This window comes from Lactobacillus sp. A27 (genome assembly GCF_016742815.1).
GTDB lineage: Bacteria > Bacillota > Bacilli > Lactobacillales > Lactobacillaceae > Lactobacillus > Lactobacillus gallinarum.
On record NZ_JAEHNT010000033.1, the window covers coordinates 1 to 26,781 of the forward strand.

Below are 26,781 nucleotides of genomic sequence, written 5' to 3' on the forward strand. Positions count from 1 at the left end.
CCGGGAGCCATTTCCCGATTAGGCCTGTATTTCAAAATAAAATTGCTTAAAATCGTTGATAACACTTGACTTAGAGTAGAAAAAAGCATCCCCATCGGGATGCTTTTAACTTTTTCTAATAAATGCCATAACCTGTCACAGGAATATAAGGCGTCCAATTGAAATCATACTCAGCTAGTTTTTCCAACTCCGTATTACCATCAATAATCGCAGTAACGCCTTGCGCAATCATCAGGTTCATCTTCTTCGGTCTCTCCGGATGTTCAGTAAATGGCACCAACACTACTGGCTTATGATTTGCTCGCATGAAGCCAATTTCAAACGCACAACCATCGTCTAGGATATCCATGTCATATAAAAACACGCCACAAGTAGCACTGTTTATCCCATTAAGATCATTTTGAAAAGTACCCACTCGCCAGGTCATGCTTCTTTGGCCACCAATTTCTGGATTCTTCTCTTCCGGATCAACAAAATCATAATCGAATGGAAAATGTACTTTGGCAATGGTTGGATTCTTAGCCAATATTTCTTTTGCCCTTTCCACTCGTTCATGATCTATCTCTCGATTGAATGATCCACCTAAATAGATCTTACCGGTTGCGATTTTCTTTTGCATTTAGTTTTTCCTCTCAGAATATTAATTTTAAAAGCAGTATATCACATATTATTCGTTTTTTGCACTATATATAGACGTAATTTGCTTATTTTAAATTTTATATTGACATAACACGTACATTAATTTATCATTTTAGTCGGATCATTCTTAAAATAATATCAATTCTGGAGGTAGAAATGAACTCAAAGTTCAAAAAGATTTTATCAGTTGGTGCGATTGTATTTGCGGCAGGTTTAGCCTTAACCGCTTGTTCGGGCAAGAAGCAAGGTGCTTCAACTAACAAGGATACCAAACACGGTATTGCCTTAATCACCGACCAAAACGGTGTTGACGACCATTCCTTTAACCAAGCTGCGTGGGCTGGATTTAAAGCTTACGGTAAAGAACATGGCTTAAAGCAAGGCAAGGGCGGTTATCAATACTTCCAATCAAGTGGTCCTTCCGATTTCGTTCCCAACTTCGACCAAGCTTCTAAGGCTGGTTATCAAACCATCTTCGGTGTCGGCTTCGAACTACAACAAGCAGTTAGTCAGGCTGCCAAGAAGAATCCTAAGAAGAACTTCGTAATCGTCGACAGTGTAGTTAATGGTCAAAAGAATGTTGCTTCTGTCACCTTCAAGAGTAATGAAGCTTCCTATCTCGGCGGTTTAGCTGCAGCTTACACAACTAAGACCAACAAAGTCGGCTTTATCGGTGGTGCCAAATCCGACATTATTGACTTGTTCGAGGCGGGCTTTAGGCAAGGTGTAGCCGATGGTGCTAAGGCGCTTCATAAGAAGATCACCGTTCAAACTCAATACATCGGTAACTTCACTGCTACTGATAAAGCGAAGTCAATTGCTCAATCAATGTACGCTAACAAGGCCGACATTATTTACCAAGCAGCAGGTAATGCTGGTAACGGTGTCTTCCAAGAAGCTAAGGATTACAACCAAACATTACCAGCCGACAAGAAAGTTTGGGTAATTGGGGTTGATGTTGATCAATCCGGATTAGGCAACTACACTGCTAAGAACGGTAAGAAAGCTAACTTTACTTTAACTTCTGTCTTAAAAGGCTTAAACGTGGCTACTAAGAGTATTGCTAACGATGCATACAACAACAAGTTCCCAGGTGGCAAGCACCTTGTCTACGGCTTGAAGGGCAATGGCGTTTCAATTACTAAGGGACAACTTAGCGACAAGGCTTGGCAAGCAGTTCAAAAGGCACGTACGCAAATCATTGACGGTAAGATTAACGTTGCTACTAAACCAAGTAAATAATTTCTAATTTAACAGTCAAAAACTCTTCGTCTTGATGGAGAGTTTTTTTATAGGAAATATCAAGCTATGGAAAATAAAAATACAGTTATTGAAATGAAACATATCGTTAAAGACTTTAATGGTTTTAAAGCTAATAACGATATCAATCTCAAATTGCATAAAGGCGAAATCCTAGCACTACTCGGCGAAAATGGTGCAGGAAAATCAACTTTAATGAGTATTCTCTCAGGTTTACTTGAACCCACTTCTGGTGAAATATTTGTTAACGGTGAAAAAACTAATATCGCTAGTCCCACGGCTGCCAAAAAATTAGGTATCGGGATGGTGCATCAACACTTCATGCTAGCTAATTCTTTCACAGTTTTAGAAAACATTATTTTGGGTCATGAGACTACTAAGGGACCTGTCTTAGATATTAAAAAAGCAAAAGAAAAAGTTTTAGCTTTATCTGAACGTTATCATCTAGCCATTGATCCCGATAAAAAAGTTGCCGATATCACAGTCGCACAGCAACAAAGGGTTGAAATCCTTAAGATCCTCTACCGCGGCGCAAATATCCTTATCTTTGATGAACCTACTGCCGTTTTAACCCCACAAGAAATTAAAGAATTTATGAACATTCTTAAAGGATTAGCTCATGAAGGTAAATCCATTATTTTAATTACTCATAAATTAGAAGAAATTAAGGCGGTCGCAGATGAAGTTACGATCATCCGTACTGGTCAGGATGTTGGTACTTATCAAGTCAAAGACATTAGCAACAAGCGCATGGCAGAATTAATGGTTGGGCATGCGGTAGAAATGAAATTGACCAAAAGAGCCGAAAATTTTGGGCAAAATATTCTTGAGGTTAAAGACCTGCAAGTCAAAGAAAATCGCGGCAATTTAGCCATTAAAGGACTCTCACTCTCACTTCGCGCCGGCGAAATTCTAGGCATTGCCGGAATTGACAGCAACGGTCAAGATGAACTAGTTGAAGCAATTACCGGTTTACGTCACGTTGATCAGGGGTCCGTCATCATCAATGGTCAAGATATGACCAACAAGCCTACGAGAAAGATCACGGAGCAAGGAGTAGCCAACATCCCTGCCGATCGACAAAAATATGGCTTAATTCTGCAGATGTCGGTAGCAGATAACCTTATTTTGCAAAGCTACTACCAGCAACCTTTTTCTCATCACGGAATTATCAACTTCGATGCAATCAAGAAGCATGCTAAAGCGGCAGTTAAAAAGTTTGATATCAGAACCGCCAGCAGCGATTTACCTACGGGAGAACTCTCAGGTGGTAATCAGCAGAAAGTCATTATTGCCCGCGAACTTGAACGAGGCAGTGATTTGATCATTGCCTTTCAACCAACTCGCGGGCTAGACGTTGGGGCTATTGAATATATTCATAAACAATTGCTAAAAGAACGTGACAGAGGTAAGGCGATCCTCCTTGTCTCATACGAACTAAACGAAATCATGCAGTTATCTGACCGCATTTTAGTACTGCATGATGGTCAAAAATCTGGCGTAGTCAAGCCAGACCAAACTAATGAAACCGAATTAGGTTTATTAATGACCGGTATACAGAAAGAAGGACAAGACCTTGATTAAAGTTTCAGCTAAAATAAAACGTTATTTAGTACCTATTATTTCGGTAATTGCCGGATTTTTAATCGGAGCAATTATCATGCTCATTTGGAGCTACAATCCAATCACCGCTTATTCTTCCATGTTTGCTAGTGCTCTTGGTAACATGAATGGCTTAGGCGAAACCATCCGTGAAGCCACCCCGTTGATTTTTACTGCAGTTGGCTTTGCCATTGCATCAAAAGCAGGATTTTTTAACATTGGATTGCCAGGACAAGCTCAAGCCGGTTGGCTTACCTCTGTTTGGATCGTTTTAGCCAATCCAACTTTACCTAAATACATCTTGTTGCCATTGGCAATCTTAGCAGGTGCTCTAGCCGGAGCAATTGTAGCTGGGATAGCAGGATTTTTACGAGCATATTTTGGCACTAATGAAGTAATTACAACCATCATGCTCAACTATATCGTGCTTTACCTTTGCCAATATTTAATGCAGCAAGTTATGCCAGAAAGTCTGCGCAATGGTGCGGACACTACTAAAGACATTCCCGCCAATGGCAGCTTGCACTTAGATTGGTTGAGCCATCTTTTCGGTGATTCTCGTATCAACGCCGGTATTTTCTTGGGAATTGGTGCCATCTTAATTTATTGGTTCCTCATGAAGAAAACAACTGTCGGCTTTGAAATCAAAGCTGTAGGTCTTAATCCTTTTGCCAGCCGTTACGCTGGAATTTCTGCTAAAAAGAACATCATCCTTTCCATGCTTCTTTCTGGTGGTTTTGCAGGAATCGGCGGTGTAGTGCAAGGTTTAGGAACTTACCAAAACTACTTTACTCAAACTAGCAGTATTAACATCGGTTGGGATGGGCTTTCAGTAGCTTTATTAGGAAATAGTACAGCAATTGGGATTTTAATTGCCTCTCTCCTCTTTTCTATCCTTAAAATTGGTGGTCTTGGTATGCAAACGGTAGCCGGCGTACCTTACGAAATTGTTTCAATTGTAATTGCCGCTATTATTTTCTTCATTGCTATCAAATATGTCTTCGACTTGCTCTTTGCAGTAAAGAAAACAGCTAGCTATAAGCATCCTTTAAAGAAAGGTACAGAAATTGGTCCGAACAACGGTGTCGATGGACCAAATATCAAATTACAAAAAGAAGGACCAGTACTATGAATCTCACATCTCTTCTAGCGTTAATCGTTTCCTCAACCTTGGTGTATTCTGCTCCATTAATTCTTGCATCCCTAGGCGGCGTATACAGTGAAAATTCGGGTGTTGTCAATATTGGTCTTGAAGGTATCATGACCGTTGGTGCTTTTACCTCCATTATCTTCAACCTTACTTTTGCCCAAGATTTTGGCGCCGCTACTCCATGGCTAGGCGCACTAGTTGGTGCAATCTTCGGCTTAATTTTTTCTCTATTACACGCATTCGCTACTATTAACCTTCATGCTGACCACATCATCAGTGGTACGGTATTAAATTTATTAGCTCCGCCTTTAGGTGTATTTTTAATAAAAGCAATCTATGAGAAAGGTCAAACTCCTAACATTACTGCCAACTTTGGTTACACCAATATTCCGGGATTAGCTGACATTCCTGTCATTGGTAAAATCTTTTTTACTAATACTTCTGCTCCTGCATGGCTTGCAATTATCATCACGGTCTTGCTCTGGTGGATTCTTTACAAAACTAGAATTGGTCTGCGTCTTCGGTCAACTGGTGAAAATCCGCAAGCCGCTGATACCCTTGGCGTAAATGTTTATAAAATGCGCTACATCGGAGTCCTTACTTCCGGTTTCATGGCCGGTTTGGGCGGCGCAGTCTTTGCTCAATCAATCTCCGGTAACTTCTCTATCTCAACTATCGTTGGTCAAGGTTTCATGGCTTTAGCTGCCGTAATTTTTGGTAAATGGAATCCAATTGGCGCAATGCTTTCATCCCTTTTCTTTGGTTTTGCTCAAAGTCTAAGCATCATCGGTAATCAACTTCCAGGCTTTGAAAAAATCCCAACGGTTTATATGCAAATCGCTCCATATGTCATCACAATCGTTGTCCTAGTCGTCTTCCTTGGAAAATCTGTTGCTCCTGCAGCTGCTGGCGTAAATTACATTAAATCAAAATAATTAACGAAGCAGTTGAAAAAAAGATACATGTATGATATAAATTTGATATATATATAGGGAGTAACCGACAAATAATTGTACTCATGGCGTCAAGTCACGAAAGAAATTTCCGCTGTGAGTTTAAATGGTGAGACTATTACATAAACGCTCTTAAGTTTATGCAGTAGTCTCTTTTTTGTTTGGGACTTACTGAAATTTATTGGAGGGTCTTATAGTGAAACAATATTATTTACAGACCAAAGCTAAAGTCTTAGAAGAATTAAAGACTGGTAGCGGTGGTTTATCATCTCAGCAGGCTAAGGATAACCTAACTAAGTATGGCAAGAACGCCTTGATTGAAGGCAAAAAGAAAACGACATTGCAGGTCTTTTTAGAACAATTTAAAGACTTGATGGTAATTATCTTAATTATCGCTGCCGTGATTTCTGCCTTTACTGGGGAACTTGAAAGTACTTTAGTAATTATCGCGGTCTTAATCCTGAACGCAATTTTAGGTACTGTGCAGCACATCAAAGCTGAGAAGTCACTTGAATCATTAAAATCACTGTCTTCACCTAATGCTAAAGTTTTGCGTGATGGCAAAAAGATTGAAATTGATTCAAAAGATGTTGTTCCCGGCGATATTATGTTACTTGAAGCTGGTGACATGGTAACTGCCGATGGACGTATCTTGGAGAACTTCTCACTGCAAGTTAATGAAAGTTCTTTAACTGGTGAATCAACTAACATTGATAAAGCGGATGTAGAATTTGATCATGAAATGCCACTTGGTGATCGTATCAACATGGTCTACTCTAGTTCTCTTGTAACTTATGGTCGTGCTAATGTAGTAGTTACGGCCACAGGGATGAACACAGAGATCGGTAAGATTGCTTCCTTAATGAACGAAACCAAGGAACGTCGTACCCCATTGCAAATCTCACTTGATAAGTTCTCGTCAAAACTTGCCACAGCAATTTTAATTATCTGTGCTATTGTGCTTGGTTTGCAAATATGGCGTGGTCAACCAATTATGGATGCTTTGCTCTTCGCAGTAGCATTGGCCGTAGCTGCAATTCCTGAAGCTTTAAGTTCAATCGTAACCATCGTTCAAGCCATGGGTACACAAAAAATGGCTAAAGAAAATGCCATTATTAAAAACCTGGCTGCCGTTGAATCGCTTGGTTCAGTATCAGTTATTTGTTCTGATAAGACCGGTACTTTAACCCAAAATAAGATGACTGTCCAAGATATTTATATCGGTGGTAAAACTCTTAAGCCAAATCAACTTGACCTAGATAATCAATTACATCGTTACTTACTATATGATGCAGTATTAAACAACGATTCTAGCTTAGTTGATGGCAAGGGTATCGGTGACCCAACGGAATACGCATTATTAGAAATGTACCGCCAAGTACCTGGTATCGACTTAGGTGATAAAGGCTTAGGCTTAACTGAAGAAGATTTAAGAGGGCTTTTAACTCGTAAGCAAGAAGTACCTTTTGACTCTGATAGAAAATTGATGAGTACTAAGCACTTGATTCATACAGTTCCTACTATCTTTGTTAAGGGTGCCATCGATGTCTTGCTTGATCGCTGCGTTAACATTAGATTAGATGACGAAGTTCGTCCAATCACGGAAGAAGATAAGAAGCAAATCTTAGCTCAAAACCAACACTTCTCCGAAAATGGTTTGCGTGTGTTAACTTTCGCTTATAAAGAAAGCGATGAGGACTTAACACCTGAAACAGAAAATGGCTTTACCTTCATTGGCTTGGTTTCTGAAATGGACCCACCTCGTGAAGAAAGTATTGCAGCTGTTGCCAGAGCTAAAAAAGCTGGTATCCGTACTGTAATGATCACCGGTGACCACAAGGTTACTGCAGTTGCTATTGCTAAAAAGATTGGTATCTTCAACGATGGTGACTTAGCTGTTACTGGTCTTGAACTTGATAAGATGAGCGATGAAGAGCTTGAACAAAAGATTGAGAAGATTTCTGTTTATGCTCGTGTATCTCCTGAAAACAAGATCAGAATTGTTAACGCATGGCAAAAGAAGGATCATATCGTTTCTATGACTGGTGACGGTGTTAACGATGCCCCTGCTTTAAAGAAAGCCGACATTGGTGTTGCCATGGGAATCACTGGCACGGAAGTATCTAAGGACGCTGCCAGCATGATCTTGGCTGATGATAATTTTGCAACCATCATCAAGGCTGTTGCTAATGGTAGAACTGTTTTTGAAAACATTAAAAATGCTATTATGTACCTGCTTTCAGGTAACTTGTCAGCTATTATTACGGTATTATTTGCTTCAATTGGTGGTTTCTCAGTACCATTTATCGCTGTACAATTACTGTTCATTAACTTAGTTACTGACTCTCTTCCAGCTTTAGCAATCGGTGTGGAACCAGGTGCTCCAGATGTATTGGACAGAAAGCCACGTGATCCTAAGGTTGGTATTTTGGATAAGTCATTAGTTACCAAGGTAGGACTTCAAGGCTTGATCATTGCAGTCGGCGTAATTACCGCCTTCATGATTGGTCGTCAAACTAGTCCAGCTGTTGCATGTACGATGGCCTTCTCTACTTTGACATTTGCTAGATTGCTTCACGGTTTCAACTGTCGTTCACAACACAGCATTTTCAAGATTGGCTTTAAGAACAACTGGTACAGCTTAGCTGCATTTGCTGTAGGTACATTGCTTTTAGCATTAATCTTGTTTGTACCAGCATTGCACGGTTTGTTTGCCGTAACTCCTTTAACTGGCAATCAACTTTTTTGGATTATTGGTCTTGCAGTAATGCCAACTGTATTGATTCAAATCGTTAAAGTAGTTAATGAAAATAAATAATTAGGCAAGCAAAAAAGCTTCGTTTCTTATGAGACGAAGCTTTTTTTTCTAACCTTAGGCGTGGTATAATTCTATCAATCTTTTAATATATTTCTAAGGAGTATGTTATGAAATATCAAACTTATACCTTTTATAGCGCTAATTTTGAAGAATTTTCAAATATTTTAAATAACCATATAAATGAAATTAATAAATCATCAGGGATTATAGATAATATTCAATTCTCTACTTCACCATATTCTAATAGTGGAAATATTAATTTAAATTTAAATGGTAATAGAACTGGAACAATTTTAAACAATATTACCAATACAGCTTCATATAATGATAATGAGAATACAAACATCAATGGAACTTTTAACAATAATAATACTAGTACTATTTTTTCATGTTTGATTCTCTGGCATCAAGCCTAATAAAAAGGGAGATATTAGTACAAATTGTACTTCATATCTTCCTTTTTTACTCAACTATTTCTAAATCAGAATTTACACTTTCTTTTTTACCTAGTGTAATCATGATCACAATGAAGCTAAGTGCAAATGCTGAGACGTTAATCATCCATCCTAAGTCGTAAGATCCAGTTTGATCGAAGAATAAACCGATCAAGTAAACCGAAGCTGACATGGCAAATGCACCAATCATATTGACGACCGAAAGAATGTTACTATAGTCTTTTTCACCAAAAATTTGACGAATTAAATATGGCAATGCAACTAAACAAACTCCCTGACCAAGACCGAGAATTACGGCAGCTAAAATCAATAAATTGCTTTCTCTAAGCATTGCCTGGCCGCCCCAACCGATTACACCGAATAAAGAATAAACGGCTAAAACTAACTTGGCATTAAACTTATCAAGGAAATAACCAATAGAAATCTTACCAATTGCGGCACCAATCATTACTCCTGATACAACAGTTGCGGCAGTGATTGGTGAAATTCCGATATTAGTAATATGTCCTGAAATATGTTGGACAGAACCGGAAACAAATTGCAGTGCAAGCATGGCGAAAGCTACAGCGTAAAATACTGGCATCTTCAAAGCTTGCTTCAGGCTTAAACCTGTTAAAGCCACCTTTTTGCTTGATTGCATTGCTTTGCCATATGCAGGATATTGCATCGTTGGTTCAGACTTAATTGAAATAGCTAAAGGAACTAAAATCATTCCAATCAATAGAGCTTCACCAACAAAGCCGCCACGCCAACCAAATTGCTTAATTACTTCGGCAATAATCGGATTAAAAATCGTTCCACCTAAAGCAGAAAGTCCGAGCGAGATTCCCATCACTGTGCCGAGCTTTTGGTTAAACCACTTGCTAAGCAAAACAGGAATTGACAAAGTAATTGCGATCGGCTGACAAATCCCAATGATTGTCCATGCAAGATAAAAATGAACTAATGAATTGGCAAAAGTTAAGCTAAGCATGCTAACGGCAATTAAGACAAAGCAAGCGGTTAAAAGCCAGCGTAAATTTACCTTTTCCATGATTTTACCAGCAAAAAGCAAGGCAATTGCGGCAGCCGCATTCTGAAATGTCGTCATTAGTGCAACATTAGCACGTCCTACATTAAACTCTTGACTGATTGGCCCGAAGAATAATCCAATTGTATTAACCAACAAGCCAAACCCAATCATTGAGATAAAACAACAAACGATAAATATCCACCACGGAAAAAATGATTTTTTATGTGTCACTTCTTTTCCAACTTTCTAAAAATTTGTCTTTTACTATTATATGTGAAAAATATCACTTAATGTTTTAAGAAAATTTAAAATTAGTCATGAAAAAATGCCCCACAACAGTGAGGCATTTTAATGATCTAATGAATTTAATTTCTTTTAATGTAAGGCTTTACTATGTCAAGCAATTCTATCAATGCATTCAAGCTAGTTAAGGTTTGAACAGAAAATGGTTTGCCTGGTTCTGCTGGCGTTCCGTTGTCTAAGAACAAATAAGCATATCCTTTGAAGACATCAATGTTAACACCTAATCTATCTGCATTAGTATTAGTTTTACGAAGCATTAATGCAGGTGAACCTAGGTTATCTGTTAAATGATGATATACTTCCCAATTTTCTGAATTTTTAACGCCTTGTTCAATCTTTTGTAAAATTTCTTTGTCTGTCATATAACTTCCTCCGAACTTATGAATATAAGTTCATAACTAGCAATAGTTTTTAATTACTTTTCATATCTATGATAGCATATTAAGTTACAGCGCTTACAAAATAAGAATAAAAACTATTATTCTATGTTTAGTAATTTATTCTTTACTAAAACAAGCTAGTCATATATTCGCTAACTGCACGCCGTTGCATTTCTTCCCAGCTATTAAAATTAGTTTCCTTCTTAACAAAATCATCTACCACTTTTTGACCTAATTGTTCAATCTCAGGAAAACTTCTTGCGCCCAACTCTCTTACAAAAACATCAATCGTAGTAAAATGCGTATTCTTTTGCATGAATCTTGGATTAAACAAGTCTTGATAAGATACTGCTTGTTGTCCGCCCTGTTCTTCTGCTACCTTTTCCAAATTTTTCTTCAATTCATCTTTTTCTCTAGTCATTATCTTCAACCCCTAGCTAATTTTTAATTACTATTAAAATAATACATTGATTAGTAATAATTCGCTATAATGAAAGCAGAATACTTACTTGGAGATACAGAAATGACGAATCGTTACAAAAGTGTATTTGATATTATCGGGCCCATCATGGTAGGTCCATCTAGTTCACATACAGCTGGTGCCGTTGCAATCGGCCGAGCTGGAAACAAACTTTTTGGAGGAGTTCCTAGAAAAGTGACAGTCCATTACTATGGCTCTTTCGCCCAAACTCATCGCGGCCACGGGACAGACTACGCCATCGCCGCGGGAATTTTAGGCTTTGACACAGATGATCTGCGTGTACCTAACGCACCTGAGATTGCTAAAAAACGTGGCATCGATATTCGCTTTGTCGAAGAAGATGGACCTAGTCCAATTGATCATCCCAATACAGCAATCCTTGACATGTCCAGCGGGACCAAAAAGGCACAGATATCGGGCTGCTCTATCGGCGGTGGATCGATCGAAATTCGTCATTTAATAATTCACGACACCGAAATCACCCCAACGGGTTCGTTGCCAATTATTATTTGGCTTGATTATGAAAAAGATATTCTTAACGAGCAAAATTTGACTTCCCTATTACAGGAAAAAGCTCCTTTTAGCAAAAAGCGAATTTTTCACACCAAAGATTGTAATATCTACGAATACGATATCGACAACTATCTCAAGCCTGCCTTAGTAAAAGAGTTAAAAGAAAAGTTTGAAAACATTATTTGTCTTTAAAACGGAACAAGATTATGTATAACCATATTAAAGAAATTGTTGCTGATTCTGAAAAGCAACATAAACCTATTTCGGAGTTAATTATTGAACAAGAATGCGAGCTATCTGGTCTGCCGCGGCAAATAATCTGGAACCGAATGAAACATAATTTGGCTACAATGCGTGCCGCAGTGGAGCGTGGAAAAAGTGGTGATGACGTATTTTCTAAAACAGGTTTAACTGGTGGTGAAGCTGTCAAAATTAAAAAGTATCGTCAAACTCACCATACTTTATCTGGTGACACTATCATGGCCGCAGTGCAAAATGCGGTTGCCACCAACGAAGTCAACGCTTCAATGGGCGTAATTTGTGCCACACCTACAGCTGGCTCCTCTGGTACCTTGCCTGGTGTCTTGTTTTTATTAGAAAAAAGAATGGATCTTAGTGAAGAGCAAATGATTCGCTTTCTTTTTACTGCTGGTGGATTCGGCCTTGTTATTGCCAATAACGCAGAAATTGCCGGCGCAACCGGTGGCTGCCAAGCCGAAGTTGGTAGTGCATCTGCCATGGGCGCCGCTGCCGCAGTTGAGGCAGCTGGTGGCAGTGCTGAGCAGAGCGCACAAGCAATGTCGATTGCAATGTCTAACTTGCTCGGTCTAGTCTGCGACCCAATCGCTGGCTTGGTTGAAGTTCCTTGCGTTAAGAGGAATGCGATCGGTGCAGGCAATGCTTTAATTTCGGCAGACATGGCGCTTGCGGGATGCACCAGTGTAATTCCGGCCGACGAATGTATCGACGCCATGAAAAAAGTTGGTCATCAAATGCCAGCATCCCTCCGCGAAACCGGAATCGGCGGCTTAGCTGGCACTCCAACCGGCCAAGCAATCAAAGCTAAAATTTTTGGCAAGGATGCGTGATAAAATGCGTGACGGTAAAACAATTAAAAACGATATTATCAATCAATTGGCGACAGTCATTGATCCTGAATTGAACGTTGACGTAGTCAATTTAGGGCTAATTTATGAAATCGACTTGGACAAAGATGGGATCTGTCTGATCAACATGACTTTGACCACCCCTGCTTGTCCACTAACTGGTTACCTAATTGATGGCATTACTCAAGCGGTTAAAAAAGTGCCAGAAGTAAAAAATGTTGATGTCGAATTTGTGTGGTATCCGGTCTGGACGCCGGATCGTATGAGCGATGCGGCGAAGGAATATTTTAATATAGATGAAAAAGAGGACTAATCTGGTTGGATTAGTCCTCTTTTTGGTTACTCCACATACGTGGAGAATACCAATAATCGTTGACTTTCAATTTGACCAACAGAGGATCACCTCCACATACGTGGAGAATACCAATAATCGTTGACTTTCAATTTGACCAACAGAGGATCACCTCCACATACGTGGAGAATACACTAAAAGATCCCTTATCATTGAGCCATTTTTAATTTTATGAAAGCCAAAATTCATTCAGTTTCATCCTATTTATTTTATTCTTTTTCATTTATATCTTCTACTTATTTTAAATTCTTTCCCCCTATTTAAAATTTTTTAAAACACGAGTAAAACAACCAATGTATTCCCAAAAAATATGGAGGAGAAATATATGTTGAAAAAAATAAAGTGGACCACAGCTATCGTGGCAGTTTTGCTTGGTACAGGACTTGTTTCTACAAAACACGTTCAAGCTGATACTGTTAGCGATGCTCAATCAAATACTCAAGTAGTACAGAACTCTAATCAGTCTCAAAGCTCTGCTACAGAAAAGAAAGCTCCAATTTTCAATAAGAGCGATTATCTCTCATCTAATCCTAAGATCATTCGCTTAAAGCACAATGCTACGATGCTGCTTTAACTCAAGTTGCTCATCATGCTAAAAAGGGATATCACTACTTAACTAGCAAGTTGGTCACTCCCACTGATAGTGCTTCAGTCTTAAAATTAAGTAACGCCAAGTACATCAGTGCTAAGAAATCATTGATTGCCAAAGTTAAAGGTTATCAAAACCCTAAGGGTTATCTTACACACAAGTCAAGCCTTACGGTTATGCCGGCTACAACCTTTACCGCGGATATGAAGGTATTAAAACTTGGAAAGTAATGCACCGCATGAGTACTTGGTACGGAATCGACAGCTACGTTGCTCTATTAAAGGCTAAGGCTTGGCAAGGAAGAAAAGCTCACATCGAAGCAATGATTAACCAAGCTTACAAATACATGGGTAAGCCATGGCTTGCAGATTGTTCTTCAAGTCCAGCTTATGGTGTAGACTGCTCTGGTTTAGTAATGCAAAGTCTTTACGCTGGTGGTATCAGTCCTGTTCCTACTAGTTCAATTGGTCACGCCCACCCAGGCAATGAATGGAATTCACGTAACCTTTGGGCAGATAAGCACCTCAAGCGTGTTGCATACTCTCAAAGAAGACGTGGTGACTTAGTATTCTACTACCAACCAGGTACACACACTATTTGGCACGTTGCTATTTACTTAGGTAACAACCGCGTTATCGAAAGTTGGCCACCACGCGTAATGGTTGCACCAATTACAAACAGCCAACGTAACGTTATCGCAGGAATCAAGCGTCCATTCATCTAAGGTAAATTATGAAAGGCAAAATTTTATTCATTAGTGTTATTTCCTGCTTCTTGCTCACTGGCTTTTCTACTACAGTTAAAGCTGATGAAACTGATCAATCTCGGGCTAGCCAGACGAATACTCCAGCTAAAAACAATAGTGGCTGGAAAGTAACTAACGGCAATACCTACTACCTAAAAAATAGCGCAGCAATCAAAGGCTTAAAAAAGATTAATGGTTACTGGTACCTATTTAACAAAAACGGCGCAATGCTTAAAAATGTGCGTAAAGTTCCTCACACTAAGCATTACAGCTACTTTGATCAATTAGGTAGACGCCGCATGAAGAACACTTCAACTAAGAAGGCATATTATTGGATTAACAAAAAAGGACAAATTACAGGTATCAAAAATAATGCCAAAGTAATTTGTCAACGACCACAAATGCCTACTGGTTGTGAAATTACTGCGGTAACTATGATGCTTAACTTTGCTGGTAAAAAAGTAAGCAAGTATCAAGCTGCAAAGATTATGCCACGTAGTTCCAATCCAAATAAAGGCTTTGTGGGTTCACCTTATAAAAAATTCCCACTAGGCTTTTGGGTTGCACCCGGCGGCGTTAAGCCAGTTGTTCAACACTATTTAGGTAGGCCACAAATTATGACCGACTGCAGCATCAATGCAATTAAGCAAAAGTTGTTGCGGTCTCACCTAGTAGTTGTTTGGGTTGGCATGTTTGATGGTATTTCTAACCATGCTATTACTCTAACCGGTTATCACGGCAATACTCTTTACTACAATGATCCGTGGACCGGCACCAAGCGCAAGATCAGCGTAGCCAAGTTCAAAATTCACTGGGCTTTAGATGGCCATCGCGCTATTAGTTATTAATATGAATTTAAATAGGGATGCATTTTTGCATCCCTATTTAATTTGTAATTTTCTATTCTAAGATCAAGTATTATAATATTCCCAGAATGAAATCTTACTAACGGGAGAAATTTAATTTGTACATATATTATCAAATTGGAATATTTGTCGGTTTAGTGTTTGTGGCGCTTGCTATCAATATTTTTCGTCAAGCGCATAAAAGTGGCTATCCATCGAATTTAGTCAACTGCATATTTTCAATCACTATTTCAACAGCTGGAATATGCATCATCGTTGCTAGCTTAGCCGCAATTCAACCACATAATTGGTATACTAGTAGCTTACTTTGGAAAATGTTAATTGCCGGATAGTAAAAATGGCCCAATACCAATCAAGGTATTGAGTCATTTTTTGGTTTATTCCACTTTGCCTACATAGATTCTCAAAATCTTACGATTCAAAAATCGATCTTTTTGCTCGATTTTTTTCATTTTCTCTGCTAGTCCTGGTTTAATTTGATCTAGATCACTTTTATCAAGTGGCTTTTTTACTTCTAAATGATGACTCTGCCACTCATTATTGTCTTCACTATTTTCACTCCAAGCAAGTTCAATTCTTTCTTGAGTATTATCTGCAAAATACAAAGCGACATCGATGATATCATCATGATCACACAGACGCTTGCCTACCGGCTCATCGAAATTAGTAAAAAACTGATTTGTCAATTTATAATCTAATCAAAAAATTATCATCAATTTTATGCTTTTCACTATTATATTTTAACCAATTCCAATTACAGTACTACAATATAGTTGAAAAGTCAGATAATAGCCAAGTTACTCGCAACTTCGACTAATAGAAAGGAAGATTTCATGAAATATCTATCAAGAAATCAAGCAGAACAATGGCTGAATCAACATACGCTTTATGGTAAAAAGAGAAAGATGTTTACCAACAAATTTATGAAGAGATTAAGCAAATCATATCGCTTAGTTCCCGATAAAAATACTTTATTTGGTAAGAAGTATAGTTTATTGGAATTAAAAGAATATGCACACGATGTAAATCCTCGTTCATTTGCTTAATATCAAAAATATAAAACAAAAACTACTGATAATTTTCGTTAAAAACGTTGATCTATCAGTAGTTTTTTTATGCGCGCATATAAGCTTTCACAATTAGGTACAGGCTCTTACCATCCCAATGAAAGGTCTTAGTTTTACCGAATAATAAATTTCCTTCATCCATCAAACGGCTCAAGATTAGATTGTTGTTTCTTGGCAAATAACCCAGCTTCAATCCACCTGTAGTATATACGTTAATCGCATGTTCATCATATTGGTTATTGGGCTCACGCATCAAAACTAATGGATCATCTTCATGGAGTTTTGGCACCACGTGATCTGCTAAATCAAGATATTAACTACCGGCCAGTTCACAACCATACAGAAAAACATCCCGTGCATTGCTAGAATTGCTGTATTGCAGACGTTTGAGCTCATCTACTTGCGTTTGCAATTTTTCTACTTGATCAAGTAAATCTTCGAAAATATCTTGTGGTGGAATGTGAATAGTTTCATCAGAATCATGAAATTGCATGATCATTAGTCCTTTCTAATTTTCCTTAGTTACGAATCTTGAGTCATTCATCGGATTGTTCTCACTGTACATCCCTCTTGGTGATGGTTCAGTTAACAATGACCAAGCAGCCCTAAACATATCAATATTTTTATCGTCATGGTCAAGTTTATCATAGACATAATTAAATTCCATTAATCTACCACCGGTTAAGCTAACATTCAAACCGATTTTATGCCATTGTTGGATGTAATTTTGTACGATTGACTCTTGGACAGCTAAACCACTCATTGTAGCCAAGTGAATCTTAAGTGACTTGCCATTGAGAGTTAACTACGTCAGCAATATCAAACTTGTGACTCTTGATAGCTTGTGAAGCTGAATTAGTTGAAACCACTTGGGCGATAATCTTGTTTAGCTTAGGTGTGCCTCTCCAATAATATTTGTTAGGTACCCAAGTTACTGATTGACCTCTAACCACCTGCTTACCTTATATGGTCCAAAAAACATTGGATTCTTTCTGATTTTATCGGATGAAATTAACTTCTTGAATGGAATATCTTTTAAATAATGATATGGAGCTGCCGTTTCAAGGAAATAATCGTTGCCTGATTAGAGCATCCCTAGCTTCATTTGAGAGTCGAATCTATTGTAATCGATTACAATAGATGCCACCGTAAATTTTAACGTAATTAAATAGTCTAAAAAGCAAAATTTATTAAAACAATGATTAGAAAGAAGAAGAATTATGAGTAAAGTTTTCGTATTCGGTGGCTCCGGCAAAGTCGGCAAAGATTTAATTAAAGATCTAGTAGCTGGTGTCCGTTAATAATTCTGAGTCTCAATCAAATCCAATTCCAGATGTTGCACAGGTACTTGCAGATGTTCTGAAGTTCCCTGCTACCAAATATAAGGTAATTGAGATGACTGGCGGAGACACTCCAATTGACAAGGCTTTAGAGCAAGTGAGGTAAAATATAGGTATTCCCGTTGATAACTTATCTATCTAATGAGTTGTCAATGAGTTTTTTGTATGTAAAAATCAAGAGAACTTACTATGTTATAGCTGAAGAAATCTACTATACATTGTCATTTTATACTTTTTTTCAAGCAAAAAACGCTATCCAAATTGAATAGCGTTTTTACTAATAATTAATCTGATTCTTCAGCAGCACGTGTTGCAGCAGTTTCAATAGTCTTAATAGGATTCAATCTTACACGGAAATTAAAGTTGCCTACATAAGCGTCGTCTTCAAAGCCGTACTCACTGTAATCACCCCAAGAAACATAGTTAGATGTTCCCTTGATTCTGTAGAAAAGTTGTGCAATATCGCCACTACCAAGGATAACTGGATCTAATGCTCTAATCTTTTGGCCCTTCTTAACAGATTGTTTTGTCTTTTTTAATTTTGAATTATAGATAAACAAGTCCATTTGAGGAACAATTGTAGTTGCACCACCATCACGAAATACAGGATTACCGTTAATGCGTCCAACGTTTATCGCCTTGATATAAGCACCCTTACCGATATAGTAGTAATCTTGGCCCTTAATCTTATAATTCTTAACTGCATATGACTTACTACCACTCAAATTTGTATAGTAGTAATCATCAGATTTGGTCTTAGCGCGACGCTTGCCTGCGTAATTTACAATTGAATATTTAGGCAATACGCGCTGACCATTAAAGCTAATACGTTGACCCTTCTTATTATAAATAGCAGTATTGGTATTTAATTTCAAAACGCCTTTACCATTCATGGTATTAACGTTATTTGACTTAACATAAATTCCGCTACCTAAATTGAAATATGAATCAGGGTAAGTAACCCAGCTCTTACCAACATATTTAATTTTGCTGCCTTTAGTTAAATAAGCTTTGCGACCACGATAAGTTGATAGCCGTTGACCTTTACTGTTGTAAACATATGCATTTTTAATCAAGCCAATTTCATTGCTATTCCAGTTATAGCTACCAACTGCTTTCATATTAATGTAACCACCATCACCTAAATCGGCATAAGTGTTGCCTTTAATAATACTCTGCGGCATCCCGTTAAGATAAATAAAGGCATTAACTTTAGGTCCTTGAATTATAGTTGGTTGACCATAAAAACGAATTGGCTTGTTAAAGTTAATCTCATTTTTATTAGCTATACTTTTACCGTTTTTATTATATAACATTGGTTGAGAATAGCTTTTAACGAACGTAATCTTATTTTTTAAGGTACTTGCTTGAACTATGCTAGAGTTTTGGCTTTGTCCTGTTAAAGCTGCAGGGACCATAAGCGCAGCTCCTGCCACAATACTCAATGCAATTCTTTTTAATTTCATAATAAACCTCCCTTATATTATTCTTTCACTATTTTGAACGTAATTAAGTAAAATTTCACTTAATATATATCAGATTTGATATCGTCATCTTTACCGTTTGAGCTTCTCGCAATACTACTATCACGCCAAAAGCTTTTCTCACCTTATATCTCTCACTTTAATAGTAGCCTGATATTTAATAGGTTTTAAATGTGCTAATTCGTTTTTTAAAGGATTTTTAATTTTAAATCCGGGCTAAAATATTTATTATAACTACACTTATTATATCCTAATAACACTATTTTTTTAACAGAAGGAATTTTTCTAGAAAAATTTAGCAAAACTAGTTCCAATATTTAAAAAAATAACTATAATATCATGTTAGATAATTAATGTAGAAGAGGTGAATATTTTATCATGAAGAATTACACCATTGATCACGATATGTATTTAATGAATTACAAAAATGGTGACGTTTTAAAAGTAACTGTCAATAAAGAAGACTCAGTTAAAAATTTACAACTATATCGGCAAGATGGTCTTGGCAATTATTATCTTGATAAAAATTCACGGCTAAAAAAACAAGATAATTTGACCACTAAGAAAGATATTGTCAAAGCAAGTAAGAAGATTGGTGGTCACAATACTCATCATATTGATAAATGGCATCATCAAGTTGTTCCTATCTATAATGCTCAACACCAAATTACGGGCTTCAAGCCGAAGTTAGCCCTTGAGCACCATGCTAGAATTCAAAATGCCAAAAGATATTTGCGCCATTTAGATCATCATCATGCAATCTACTTGTCTACTACCAGCAGAAATACCTTGCTCAAGCCAATAAATTACCTTAAAGATGCAATTTATGCAGACCGTAACAAGGAAATGGTTTTAGCACATAAGATTCACAAATTAAGTCGATAAATTTAAAAGCTCCAAAAGTTAAATGCTTTTGGAGTTTTTTTACTTAACTTATTCCTCGCCAAACCATGCTTCTACTCTTGCTGCAACGTTAAATGGCAACGAATCAGCTAAAAAGGAACACAACAACCATTTTTGGAAATATTCACTGCTTTCATGATCATGAATATCAAATGCATCATTTTTGAAATTCTTAATATTGCCATATTCTACTTGAATAGGCACGTATACTTTATCGTATTCCACATTATAATTTTCATCCACTTCATCAACCAGTCTATATCCCTTAGGACAATTATGAAAAATCACCTGGTCAGAATTTAAATCTAAATTCTTTTCTGCAATAACTGCATCTTGATGTACTTGAGTAAATTTTTGCGTGTTGGCAGCTATTTCTTTGCCACTGACTACTTTATTCAAATCAGCATTTACATAGAAAACTTTAGTCATTTTTTCTCTCCTATTCTTCTTGTTACTAACCACATATTATCTGTCTTATTTTCTAAAATCAATCAAAGTTTTTCTTGACAGCAATTTTCATTCGGCGTATTATAATGGCAATTAAATTAATAAAAGCTTAGAAAAGATGAGTAATTGTTTAAAATTTCTAACAGAGAGTCGGATTAGGTGAAAGCCGATGCAATGGCAAGCAATGAATATGGTCTTGGAGCTAAATTAAAATGCGAGCATTAAGTAAGCAAATTACGAGTGACGATCGTTACCCCGTCTGAGTCTTCCCTATTGGGAGTACTTATTGAGGAATTGGCTGTGAAGTTAATTTAAACATGGGTGGTAACACGCTTGAGCGTCCCTAGCATGAAATATGCTAGAGGCGCTTTTTATTTTGCTTATCTACTCAAAGGAGGAATCAATCATGAAAAAAGCAATCATAATTACTAATTCAAAGATTATTATCAATAGAAAAGTATTTGAACGAATGTGTCTCCTTGTATGGTTGATTTTTATTATTTGCGGACTATTTATTGTTGAATAATTACAAGGAGAAAAAGTATGACTAACTTAACTCATTATGATATTGTAGGAAGTTTTTTACGACCAAAAGAATTAAAAAAAGCAAGAAAGAAATTTAATGAAGGAAATATTTCTCAAGCAGAATTAACGCATGTCGAAAATCAGGCAATTGATCAATTAATTCAAAAAGAAGAAAGTCTAGGCCTAAAATTTGTAACTGACGGAGAATTTCGTCGCAGCTGGTGGCACTTAGATTTTCTCTGGAACTTAACTGGCGTTGCTAAATATAACTATCATGAAAGCTACAAGTTTCACGGTGCTAAAACTAGAACTGATAATGTCGAACTAGCTGGCAAAATTGCTTTTAATCCTGATCATCCATTTTTTGAAGCCTTTAAATTTGCCCAAAAACATGCGAACGTGCAGATAAAGCAAACTATTCCCTCACCTACTCTGCTTTTTAGAGATAATCGATCGGACAATTGGAACAAATTTTATGATAATCGACAGGATTATCTGGATGATCTAGCTACTGCTTATCATCAAACTATTCAACATTTCTATGATCTAGGTTGTCGCTATTTACAACTTGATGATACAACTTGGGCATTTTTAATCAGCAAACTTAATGAAACTATAGATAATCCTACAGAGCATACTAAATATACAAAATTAGCTGAAGATTCAGTTTACGTAATCAATCAAGCTATAGTCAACTTGCCAGATGATCTGACACTAGCTACTCATATTTGCCGCGGCAATTTTAAATCTACCTTTTTGTTTTCAGGTGGCTACGAAGCAGTTGCCTCATACCTGGCACAACTAAACTATGATCGTTTCTTTTTAGAATATGACAGCAAGCGGGCTGGTGATTTGGCACCTATTAAAACTATTTGGAACAACCGACCAAATGTCACAATTGTTCTTGGCCTCGTCACTTCAAAGTCAGGCAAACTAGAGGAAAAAGAAGATTTAATCAAACGAATTAACGAAGCAGCTGAACTAGTTCCTTTAACCAATTTGGCACTCAGTACTCAATGTGGTTTTGCTTCAACCGAAGAAGGAAATATTTTAACTACTGTCGACCAATGGAACAAAATCAAATTAGTAGTTGATACTGCCAAGCAAGTTTGGGGTTAAAATTCGTAATTCAAGTTAAAATGAAATTAAGTAGTTTTTTAAACAAGGAGAAAAATTATGGGAAAAGTAGAAAGTTTTGAATTAGATCACACTAAAGTTAAGGCACCTTACGTTCGCTTAATTACTGTTGAAGAAGGGGCAAAAGGCGATAAAATTAGTAACTTTGATTTACGTTTAGTTCAACCAAACAAGAATGCTATTCCAACTGGCGGTTTACACACCATTGAACACTTATTAGCCGGCCTTTTACGTGATCGTATTGATGGCTACATTGATTGCTCACCATTTGGTTGCCGGACCGGATTTCACCTTTTAGTTTGGGGTACCCCATCAACCACTGAAGTTGCTAAAGCCTTGAAAGAATCATTAGAAGAAATTCGTGATAACATCAAATGGGAAGATGTACCAGGTACAACCATTGAATCTTGTGGTAACTACCGAGATCACTCATTATTTTCAGCTAAGCAATGGTCAAGAGACATTTTGGCTGAAGGTATTTCAGATGATCCATTTGAACGTCATGTAGTGGAATAATCAACTTGAGAAGATCTGCAGGGATCTTCTTTTTTTGTTCTCGCGTTATTCACGCGAAAAAAGCGAAAGTTTGTGAGAGCAACGAGAATAAAAAATACTAGCCTCAAGATTACCTACAATACCATAATCTTAGACTAGTATTTTATTTTATAAATTTACTTTTTCTTTATGTTCGCGGTATGCATAATATATCCAAGCGACAACACCAAATGCTACCGGACCAATTGCTGTCCAGAATGAAGTTTGATAATCACCTGTAAATAAAGGCTCGATACAAGTAAAGACAATACCAATAGCTACAACCAACCAAACTACAATTGTCGTAGCCCAAACTTTTTTCTTACCTTCGATAAAGACAAATGGTCGATCTAAATCTTTCTTAGCCTTAAAGAATGGATATGCAGCAATTAAGAACAAGTATGGTGCAGATGATGATACGTTCATCATATCCATCAAGATGGTATAGAACTGATCTGCAGCATTACCACCGAATGAAATAAACAAGATAATTACACTAACGATAATTGCTTGTACCCACATTGAACGTTCAGGCATATTATGCTTGTTCAATTGCACCAACTTTTTAGGCAAAAGGCGTGGATCACAACCTTCAATAAATGACTTAATTGGTGAGTAAACCATCAAGAAAGCTGCAGCAACACCTGATAAAACATCGGCAATACCTGCAAAGTGTGAAAATGCGGAACCAATTGCCAAAGATGCAGATTCTGAAAGTCCTAAGCTGTGACCAGTAACCACACCCAAATTATTAATCAAAACGTATTCCACATTAGCCAAATCAACGCCCTTGACACCGAGTTCTTTATTCCAGTTAACAGCCACACCACACATGAAGATGTTAACCACATAAAGTGCAGTCATCATCACCATGGCAATGATTAAACCTTTTGGATAAGTCTTTTCTGGTTTATCAACAGAATCAATTACCCCTGAGGTTGTTTCCAAACCGCCATAAGCAAACAATGCATAGACGATAAATGAAACAACCGCAATTGGTGATTGGAATGATGGATTAGGTGAATGTACCAAATTTTGTGCAGTAACTGGTTCAGCTAATTGTCCATGATTCAAAATGAATACAAACAATGAAACAACAGTAAAGCCAATAGCAATTGCCAAAGTAAAGATCCCACCAATATTATTGATCGTCTTTATTTTATCAATTCCCTTTGCTGCACAAAAAGTTACTACAGCTAAGAAAATAACTTCCAAAATCCCCAATAATTGAGTCGAAGATAGAGCCCCTAGATGCCAGCTTTGCGTTGTATCATGACCAAATACGGCCGTTGAGACAGATACTAAGAAGAACTGCGTGGATGAAACTAGCCACACAACCCAGGCTGAAAGCCAAATGAACGTTCCGATAAATGCTATCTTTTCATTAGTAGAACCTTCCAGCCAAGAAAAGATTCCGCCTTTAATCCCCTTAAAAGCAGCACCATATTCCGCAAAAATTAATGCAGATGGCAAAAAGAATAAAATGGCAGTCACAATATACCAGATAATACTTGCGTACCCCATCTGATAAAAGGCTGTTAGCGAATTACTAAATCCAAAAATAGAAGAGAAAATCATCAAAACTAAGCTTCCTAGCTTAATCTTGACGTGATTATCTTGCTCCATAAATAAAAAACAACTCCTTTTTTAAACAAACATTTACTATTATGAACTTTTATAAATGCAAATTCAAAAGAAGCTGTTATATCCTATTTAATTTTTTGACGTAATAATTCTGGTCTTTGTGCTAATTCCGCATATAAGTACGAATCATTGACACAAATCCCCTCAAATTCGCGACCGGTATGAAAATGTCCACTAGTTAGTACTTTACCAGCACGATTTGTTTTAAATAAATAATCATTGAAGGCAAGATAAATTTGCTTTCTCTTTTTATCACATGCGATACCTTGTACTGGCGAATTATTACGCATAAATTCACCTTTAGTTGCACCGATCTCAACGGGATGCCAACTGTTGCCGCGGCGAGTTACCTCCCAATATTCGAAGCGGTGCTCGGTTGCACTATGATAGACTGCAATAAATTTTTTATCATTTACAAAGACAGCGTTATGAACATAGCGACCATCCTTAGCTGATTTATTCCAAATCTTGAAAGTCCAAATTCGTTTAATTCGCAAATCTTTTTTACTAATTTGCATAATTTCTTCAGACTGAGCGCTATGACGAAGCAAATGGTCATTAGCAATTGCATAAATATACTTATCTGTAGCACCAAATGCTTGACCATGCCCTAACTTAATATTAGGACTAACTTTGACCTCGGAAGCTAATCGCGTGAATTCTGCCCAAGGAAGCCATGGCAACTTTTGCATGACATAGCGATTAGGGACGTGATTAAACTTATAGGCCACAATATGTGCACGGGTATTATGTGGTGATTCATACATCGTCGCATACATTGAACCATTTGAAATAGTTACACCTTCAGGCACAGGACCTACCACCCCAATTTTTTCGCCATCTTGGCTTAAAGTTGCAGGTTGATAGAAATATGTCTTTAATCTAAAAGGCTTGCTTTTTAAAACGTGTGGCTTGGTTTCTGGTGCATAACTTGCTCCTTTGCCCCAATTGCCGGAAGTTTTGTAATGCTTAAACCAGCTGCTTGCAGCTTTTCCCGCTTGCTCCGTTTTATTGGCCTTAGCAACGCCTTCATGAGCATTACTTCTTACCTCAACTACTGTATGTGCACGAGCTTTACCATAAGAAAACTTTATTTTATGCTTACCAGCATTGTTAGATAACACTTCATCTTGCGATGCCTTAACTTTATCAGGATCTATCACGGCTCCTGTTGAGTCTGTAGCGAAGTTAATTGCATCCCTTGCAGGAAAAATATAATGTGAATTCTTAACTAAACTAACATTTTTGGCAACATCAATTTTATCTCTCAAGAAAGCCCGTTGATTAAGCCAGCCAGCTTTGTGACCATCAATCCAAACGTAATAATACTTTGACTTTCCTACTTTTCTTACGGCATTCGCTTGAAAATTGCCATATTTAAAGGTACGTGCCAGACCCATACTTCCTGCTGGACCCTTACGCGTTAATTTTTGATAAATTCGATAATTACTATTTTCATTAATCATCTTGGGTTGAAATGAACCTAAACTTTTAGCTAAAACCGTTCTTGGTTTAACTAAAAAAATCATCATTAAACTCATAATGATGAATACTTTTAATTTCTTCATTAAATATCCTTCCACTAATAATCCCAGTTATCTATTTTAAGAAAATAATTTCATTAATCAATACAAAAAAGCCAAGATTCATGAACGAATCTCGACTTCTTGTTATTTTGCGTTTAATTCTAGTTTTCTTCAAGCAAGTTCTTAAGTTCATCTGATAACTTAACTGGTGCATATTTAGCACTAACTAACTTAACATCACTTTGCTTTACATAGCGCTTCTTGCCAATGTAAACATATCTAGTTTTACCGTGCTTAACGATCATTGATGACTTAAACTTCTTGCCCTTCTCGATCTTCTTCTTAGAAGCCTTGAAGTAGATCTTCTTTGACTTCTTAGTCTTCTTGTAAGCGTAGTAAATCTTTGCGCCCTTCTTTGACTTAGGAGTTACAACGATGTACTTTAAATCTCTGTTATTAAAGGCATCTTGAATAGTCTTAACATCCGCAGTTCTTTGCTTTACAGCGTCATCAAAAGTTGGAACAGTACCACTTACTGTTACTTCTGTTTCTGGAACAAATAATTGAACATCCTTACCATTAACATTCATAGTTCCTTCAATGGCATATACTTTATTCTTCCCTGAAGTTGGAACTATGTAAGTAAGTTGAATTGCTTGACCTTTTGTATAACCAATAGTAACTGGTTTAAGTGTCTTACCATCATCACCGATAGTATACAAAGTAGGGTTAGTATTCTTAATAGTAGCAGTTACTGTTCTATATTTAACAGTCATCGTACCTTTTTTAGCTTGTGAATTGGTACTTGCAGTTTGAGTTGTATCAGCGGCATGTGCAGTTTGACTTAATACAGCACCGCTACCAGCTAAGCTAGTTGAAAGCATCACAGCTGCAGCTAATGAAGTAAATAATTTTTTAGTTTTCATATTAATCTCCTAACTTAAACTCTT

Annotated in this window: 27 protein-coding genes, 2 pseudogenes and 1 other annotated feature; of the genes and pseudogenes, 16 read left to right on the forward strand and 13 right to left on the reverse strand. The window is 37.2% G+C overall.

The annotated features are described in order from the left end of the window. Positions 1 to 115 precede the first annotated feature (115 nt). Entirely contained in the window at positions 116 to 619 is a 504-nt protein-coding gene (locus JEM49_RS05115) for a nucleoside 2-deoxyribosyltransferase (RefSeq protein ID WP_014566027.1), read from the reverse strand. A 176-nt stretch (positions 620 to 795) separates the two neighbouring features. Between JEM49_RS05115 and JEM49_RS05120 the strand changes: the two genes are divergently transcribed. From JEM49_RS05120 to JEM49_RS05145, 6 genes are all read left to right on the forward strand, one after another. Continuing rightward, complete coding sequence (locus JEM49_RS05120) at positions 796 to 1,881, forward strand: BMP family lipoprotein (RefSeq protein ID WP_201873938.1); 1,086 nt, start codon at positions 796 to 798, stop codon at positions 1,879 to 1,881. A gap of 66 nt (positions 1,882 to 1,947) precedes the next feature. Next, positions 1,948 to 3,483, forward strand: a complete 1,536-nt coding sequence (locus JEM49_RS05125; protein ID WP_201873940.1) for an ABC transporter ATP-binding protein — start codon at positions 1,948 to 1,950, stop codon at positions 3,481 to 3,483. Continuing rightward, entirely contained in the window at positions 3,476 to 4,633 is a 1,158-nt protein-coding gene (locus tag JEM49_RS05130) for an ABC transporter permease (RefSeq protein WP_201873942.1), read from the forward strand. Before JEM49_RS05125 ends, JEM49_RS05130 begins: the two co-directional genes overlap by 8 nt. Further along, positions 4,630 to 5,586: an ABC transporter permease gene (locus JEM49_RS05135; protein WP_087235972.1), complete on the forward strand. Its 957-nt coding sequence runs from the start codon at positions 4,630 to 4,632 to the stop codon at positions 5,584 to 5,586. The genes JEM49_RS05130 and JEM49_RS05135 overlap by 4 nt, the downstream gene beginning before the upstream one ends. A gap of 214 nt (positions 5,587 to 5,800) precedes the next feature. Then, positions 5,801 to 8,422 carry an HAD-IC family P-type ATPase gene (locus JEM49_RS05140; RefSeq protein ID WP_201873944.1) on the forward strand — a complete coding sequence of 874 codons (2,622 nt, stop codon included), beginning with the start codon at positions 5,801 to 5,803 and terminating at the stop codon, positions 8,420 to 8,422. A gap of 107 nt (positions 8,423 to 8,529) precedes the next feature. Further along, a complete protein-coding gene (locus JEM49_RS05145) occupies positions 8,530 to 8,838 on the forward strand; it encodes a hypothetical protein (RefSeq protein ID WP_056945602.1) in 309 nt (102 codons plus the stop codon). A gap of 46 nt (positions 8,839 to 8,884) precedes the next feature. On the opposite strand, the gene JEM49_RS05150 is transcribed toward JEM49_RS05145, so the two are convergent. The 3 genes from JEM49_RS05150 to JEM49_RS05160 all read right to left on the reverse strand — a co-directional run bounded on the left by JEM49_RS05150 (position 8,885) and on the right by JEM49_RS05160 (position 10,993). Beyond that, positions 8,885 to 10,120, reverse strand: coding sequence for an MFS transporter (locus JEM49_RS05150; RefSeq protein WP_201873946.1), 1,236 nt, complete (start codon positions 10,118 to 10,120; stop codon positions 8,885 to 8,887). A gap of 134 nt (positions 10,121 to 10,254) precedes the next feature. Then, positions 10,255 to 10,554, reverse strand: a complete 300-nt coding sequence (locus JEM49_RS05155; RefSeq protein ID WP_201873947.1) for a hypothetical protein — start codon at positions 10,552 to 10,554, stop codon at positions 10,255 to 10,257. Between the two features lie 145 nt (positions 10,555 to 10,699). Next, positions 10,700 to 10,993, reverse strand: coding sequence for a hypothetical protein (locus tag JEM49_RS05160; protein ID WP_201873949.1), 294 nt, complete (start codon positions 10,991 to 10,993; stop codon positions 10,700 to 10,702). 102 nt (positions 10,994 to 11,095) lie between these two features. On the opposite strand from JEM49_RS05160, the gene JEM49_RS05165 reads away from it, so the two are divergent. The 5 genes and pseudogenes from JEM49_RS05165 (at position 11,096) to JEM49_RS05185 (ending at position 15,206) form a co-directional block, all read left to right on the forward strand. After that, the gene (locus JEM49_RS05165) at positions 11,096 to 11,758 is read left to right on the forward strand and encodes a serine dehydratase beta chain (RefSeq protein ID WP_201873951.1); all 663 of its coding nucleotides are present in this window, start codon (positions 11,096 to 11,098) and stop codon (positions 11,756 to 11,758) included. Between the two features lie 14 nt (positions 11,759 to 11,772). After that, positions 11,773 to 12,654 (forward strand): L-serine ammonia-lyase, iron-sulfur-dependent, subunit alpha, encoded by an 882-nt coding sequence (gene sdaAA, locus JEM49_RS05170; protein WP_201873959.1) that lies wholly within the window; start codon positions 11,773 to 11,775, stop codon positions 12,652 to 12,654. Positions 12,655 to 12,658: 4 nt separating this feature from the next. Continuing rightward, positions 12,659 to 12,985 (forward strand): metal-sulfur cluster assembly factor, encoded by a 327-nt coding sequence (locus tag JEM49_RS05175; protein ID WP_201873960.1) that lies wholly within the window; start codon positions 12,659 to 12,661, stop codon positions 12,983 to 12,985. A 364-nt stretch (positions 12,986 to 13,349) separates the two neighbouring features. Next, a pseudogene (locus JEM49_RS05180) lies at positions 13,350 to 14,337 on the forward strand (C40 family peptidase). 8 nt (positions 14,338 to 14,345) lie between these two features. Continuing rightward, on the forward strand, positions 14,346 to 15,206 hold the full coding sequence (locus tag JEM49_RS05185) for a C39 family peptidase (RefSeq protein ID WP_242509776.1): 861 nt from the start codon (positions 14,346 to 14,348) through the stop codon (positions 15,204 to 15,206). A gap of 395 nt (positions 15,207 to 15,601) precedes the next feature. Here the strand turns inward: JEM49_RS05185 and JEM49_RS05190 are convergent, their stop codons facing one another. Further along, entirely contained in the window at positions 15,602 to 15,910 is a 309-nt protein-coding gene (locus tag JEM49_RS05190; RefSeq protein WP_201873963.1) for a hypothetical protein, read from the reverse strand. A 147-nt stretch (positions 15,911 to 16,057) separates the two neighbouring features. On the opposite strand from JEM49_RS05190, the gene JEM49_RS05195 reads away from it, so the two are divergent. Then, positions 16,058 to 16,270 carry a hypothetical protein gene (locus JEM49_RS05195; RefSeq protein ID WP_054640709.1) on the forward strand — a complete coding sequence of 71 codons (213 nt, stop codon included), beginning with the start codon at positions 16,058 to 16,060 and terminating at the stop codon, positions 16,268 to 16,270. A gap of 67 nt (positions 16,271 to 16,337) precedes the next feature. Here JEM49_RS05195 and JEM49_RS10510 read toward each other — a convergent pair whose 3' ends face one another. The 3 genes and pseudogenes from JEM49_RS10510 to JEM49_RS05205 all read right to left on the reverse strand — a co-directional run. After that, positions 16,338 to 16,580 carry an HIRAN domain-containing protein gene (locus JEM49_RS10510; protein ID WP_342211671.1) on the reverse strand — a complete coding sequence of 81 codons (243 nt, stop codon included), beginning with the start codon at positions 16,578 to 16,580 and terminating at the stop codon, positions 16,338 to 16,340. A 24-nt stretch (positions 16,581 to 16,604) separates the two neighbouring features. Beyond that, entirely contained in the window at positions 16,605 to 16,790 is a 186-nt protein-coding gene (locus tag JEM49_RS10515; protein ID WP_242509778.1) for a hypothetical protein, read from the reverse strand. A gap of 12 nt (positions 16,791 to 16,802) precedes the next feature. After that, a pseudogene (locus JEM49_RS05205) lies at positions 16,803 to 17,375 on the reverse strand (ABC transporter substrate-binding protein); the annotation flags it as partial. Between the two features lie 206 nt (positions 17,376 to 17,581). Here JEM49_RS05205 and JEM49_RS05210 point away from each other — a divergent pair. Then, on the forward strand, positions 17,582 to 17,737 hold the full coding sequence (locus tag JEM49_RS05210; RefSeq protein WP_201873965.1) for a hypothetical protein: 156 nt from the start codon (positions 17,582 to 17,584) through the stop codon (positions 17,735 to 17,737). Between the two features lie 178 nt (positions 17,738 to 17,915). On the opposite strand, the gene JEM49_RS05215 is transcribed toward JEM49_RS05210, so the two are convergent. Continuing rightward, positions 17,916 to 19,097 (reverse strand): SLAP domain-containing protein, encoded by a 1,182-nt coding sequence (locus JEM49_RS05215; protein ID WP_025005389.1) that lies wholly within the window; start codon positions 19,095 to 19,097, stop codon positions 17,916 to 17,918. A gap of 396 nt (positions 19,098 to 19,493) precedes the next feature. On the opposite strand from JEM49_RS05215, the gene JEM49_RS05220 reads away from it, so the two are divergent. Then, positions 19,494 to 20,000 (forward strand): hypothetical protein, encoded by a 507-nt coding sequence (locus tag JEM49_RS05220; protein WP_025005384.1) that lies wholly within the window; start codon positions 19,494 to 19,496, stop codon positions 19,998 to 20,000. Positions 20,001 to 20,048: 48 nt separating this feature from the next. Here JEM49_RS05220 and JEM49_RS05225 read toward each other — a convergent pair whose 3' ends face one another. Next, positions 20,049 to 20,447: a hypothetical protein gene (locus JEM49_RS05225; protein ID WP_087176460.1), complete on the reverse strand. Its 399-nt coding sequence runs from the start codon at positions 20,445 to 20,447 to the stop codon at positions 20,049 to 20,051. A gap of 119 nt (positions 20,448 to 20,566) precedes the next feature. Continuing rightward, positions 20,567 to 20,813 (forward strand) — a binding site (T-box leader). A 195-nt stretch (positions 20,814 to 21,008) separates the two neighbouring features. Between JEM49_RS05225 and JEM49_RS05230 the strand changes: the two genes are divergently transcribed. Then, positions 21,009 to 22,109, forward strand: coding sequence for a vitamin B12 independent methionine synthase (locus tag JEM49_RS05230; RefSeq protein ID WP_201873967.1), 1,101 nt, complete (start codon positions 21,009 to 21,011; stop codon positions 22,107 to 22,109). A 57-nt stretch (positions 22,110 to 22,166) separates the two neighbouring features. Continuing rightward, complete coding sequence (locus JEM49_RS05235; RefSeq protein ID WP_087176462.1) at positions 22,167 to 22,643, forward strand: S-ribosylhomocysteine lyase; 477 nt, start codon at positions 22,167 to 22,169, stop codon at positions 22,641 to 22,643. A gap of 147 nt (positions 22,644 to 22,790) precedes the next feature. Here JEM49_RS05235 and yjeM read toward each other — a convergent pair whose 3' ends face one another. The 3 genes from yjeM to JEM49_RS05250 form a co-directional block, all read right to left on the reverse strand. After that, a complete protein-coding gene (gene yjeM, locus JEM49_RS05240; protein WP_201873969.1) occupies positions 22,791 to 24,287 on the reverse strand; it encodes a glutamate/gamma-aminobutyrate family transporter YjeM in 1,497 nt (498 codons plus the stop codon). Between the two features lie 83 nt (positions 24,288 to 24,370). Next, on the reverse strand, positions 24,371 to 25,873 hold the full coding sequence (locus tag JEM49_RS05245; RefSeq protein ID WP_201873971.1) for an SH3-like domain-containing protein: 1,503 nt from the start codon (positions 25,871 to 25,873) through the stop codon (positions 24,371 to 24,373). Between the two features lie 119 nt (positions 25,874 to 25,992). Further along, complete coding sequence (locus JEM49_RS05250; RefSeq protein WP_201873973.1) at positions 25,993 to 26,757, reverse strand: hypothetical protein; 765 nt, start codon at positions 26,755 to 26,757, stop codon at positions 25,993 to 25,995. Positions 26,758 to 26,781 lie beyond the last annotated feature (24 nt).

Excerpts from the sequence above, each read along its gene's own strand:
- JEM49_RS05115 (WP_014566027.1), bottom strand. The coding sequence starts at position 619 with ATGCAAAAGAAAATCGCAACCGGTAAGATCTATTTAGGTGGATCATTC.
- JEM49_RS05120 (WP_201873938.1), top strand. The coding sequence starts at position 796 with ATGAACTCAAAGTTCAAAAAGATTTTATCAGTTGGTGCGATTGTATTT.
- JEM49_RS05125 (WP_201873940.1), top strand. The coding sequence starts at position 1,948 with ATGGAAAATAAAAATACAGTTATTGAAATGAAACATATCGTTAAAGAC.
- JEM49_RS05135 (WP_087235972.1), top strand. The coding sequence starts at position 4,630 with ATGAATCTCACATCTCTTCTAGCGTTAATCGTTTCCTCAACCTTGGTG.
- JEM49_RS05145 (WP_056945602.1), top strand. The coding sequence starts at position 8,530 with ATGAAATATCAAACTTATACCTTTTATAGCGCTAATTTTGAAGAATTT.
- JEM49_RS05155 (WP_201873947.1), bottom strand. The coding sequence starts at position 10,554 with ATGACAGACAAAGAAATTTTACAAAAGATTGAACAAGGCGTTAAAAAT.
- JEM49_RS05160 (WP_201873949.1), bottom strand. The coding sequence starts at position 10,993 with ATGACTAGAGAAAAAGATGAATTGAAGAAAAATTTGGAAAAGGTAGCA.
- JEM49_RS05165 (WP_201873951.1), top strand. The coding sequence starts at position 11,096 with ATGACGAATCGTTACAAAAGTGTATTTGATATTATCGGGCCCATCATG.
- sdaAA (WP_201873959.1), top strand. The coding sequence starts at position 11,773 with ATGTATAACCATATTAAAGAAATTGTTGCTGATTCTGAAAAGCAACAT.
- JEM49_RS05175 (WP_201873960.1), top strand. The coding sequence starts at position 12,659 with ATGCGTGACGGTAAAACAATTAAAAACGATATTATCAATCAATTGGCG.
- JEM49_RS05185 (WP_242509776.1), top strand. The coding sequence starts at position 14,346 with ATGAAAGGCAAAATTTTATTCATTAGTGTTATTTCCTGCTTCTTGCTC.
- JEM49_RS05195 (WP_054640709.1), top strand. The coding sequence starts at position 16,058 with ATGAAATATCTATCAAGAAATCAAGCAGAACAATGGCTGAATCAACAT.
- JEM49_RS10515 (WP_242509778.1), bottom strand. The coding sequence starts at position 16,790 with ATGATCATGCAATTTCATGATTCTGATGAAACTATTCACATTCCACCA.
- JEM49_RS05215 (WP_025005389.1), bottom strand. The coding sequence starts at position 19,097 with ATGAAATTAAAAAGAATTGCATTGAGTATTGTGGCAGGAGCTGCGCTT.
- JEM49_RS05220 (WP_025005384.1), top strand. The coding sequence starts at position 19,494 with ATGAAGAATTACACCATTGATCACGATATGTATTTAATGAATTACAAA.
- JEM49_RS05225 (WP_087176460.1), bottom strand. The coding sequence starts at position 20,447 with ATGACTAAAGTTTTCTATGTAAATGCTGATTTGAATAAAGTAGTCAGT.
- JEM49_RS05230 (WP_201873967.1), top strand. The coding sequence starts at position 21,009 with ATGACTAACTTAACTCATTATGATATTGTAGGAAGTTTTTTACGACCA.
- JEM49_RS05235 (WP_087176462.1), top strand. The coding sequence starts at position 22,167 with ATGGGAAAAGTAGAAAGTTTTGAATTAGATCACACTAAAGTTAAGGCA.
- yjeM (WP_201873969.1), bottom strand. The coding sequence starts at position 24,287 with ATGGAGCAAGATAATCACGTCAAGATTAAGCTAGGAAGCTTAGTTTTG.
- JEM49_RS05245 (WP_201873971.1), bottom strand. The coding sequence starts at position 25,873 with ATGAAGAAATTAAAAGTATTCATCATTATGAGTTTAATGATGATTTTT.
- JEM49_RS05250 (WP_201873973.1), bottom strand. The coding sequence starts at position 26,757 with ATGAAAACTAAAAAATTATTTACTTCATTAGCTGCAGCTGTGATGCTT.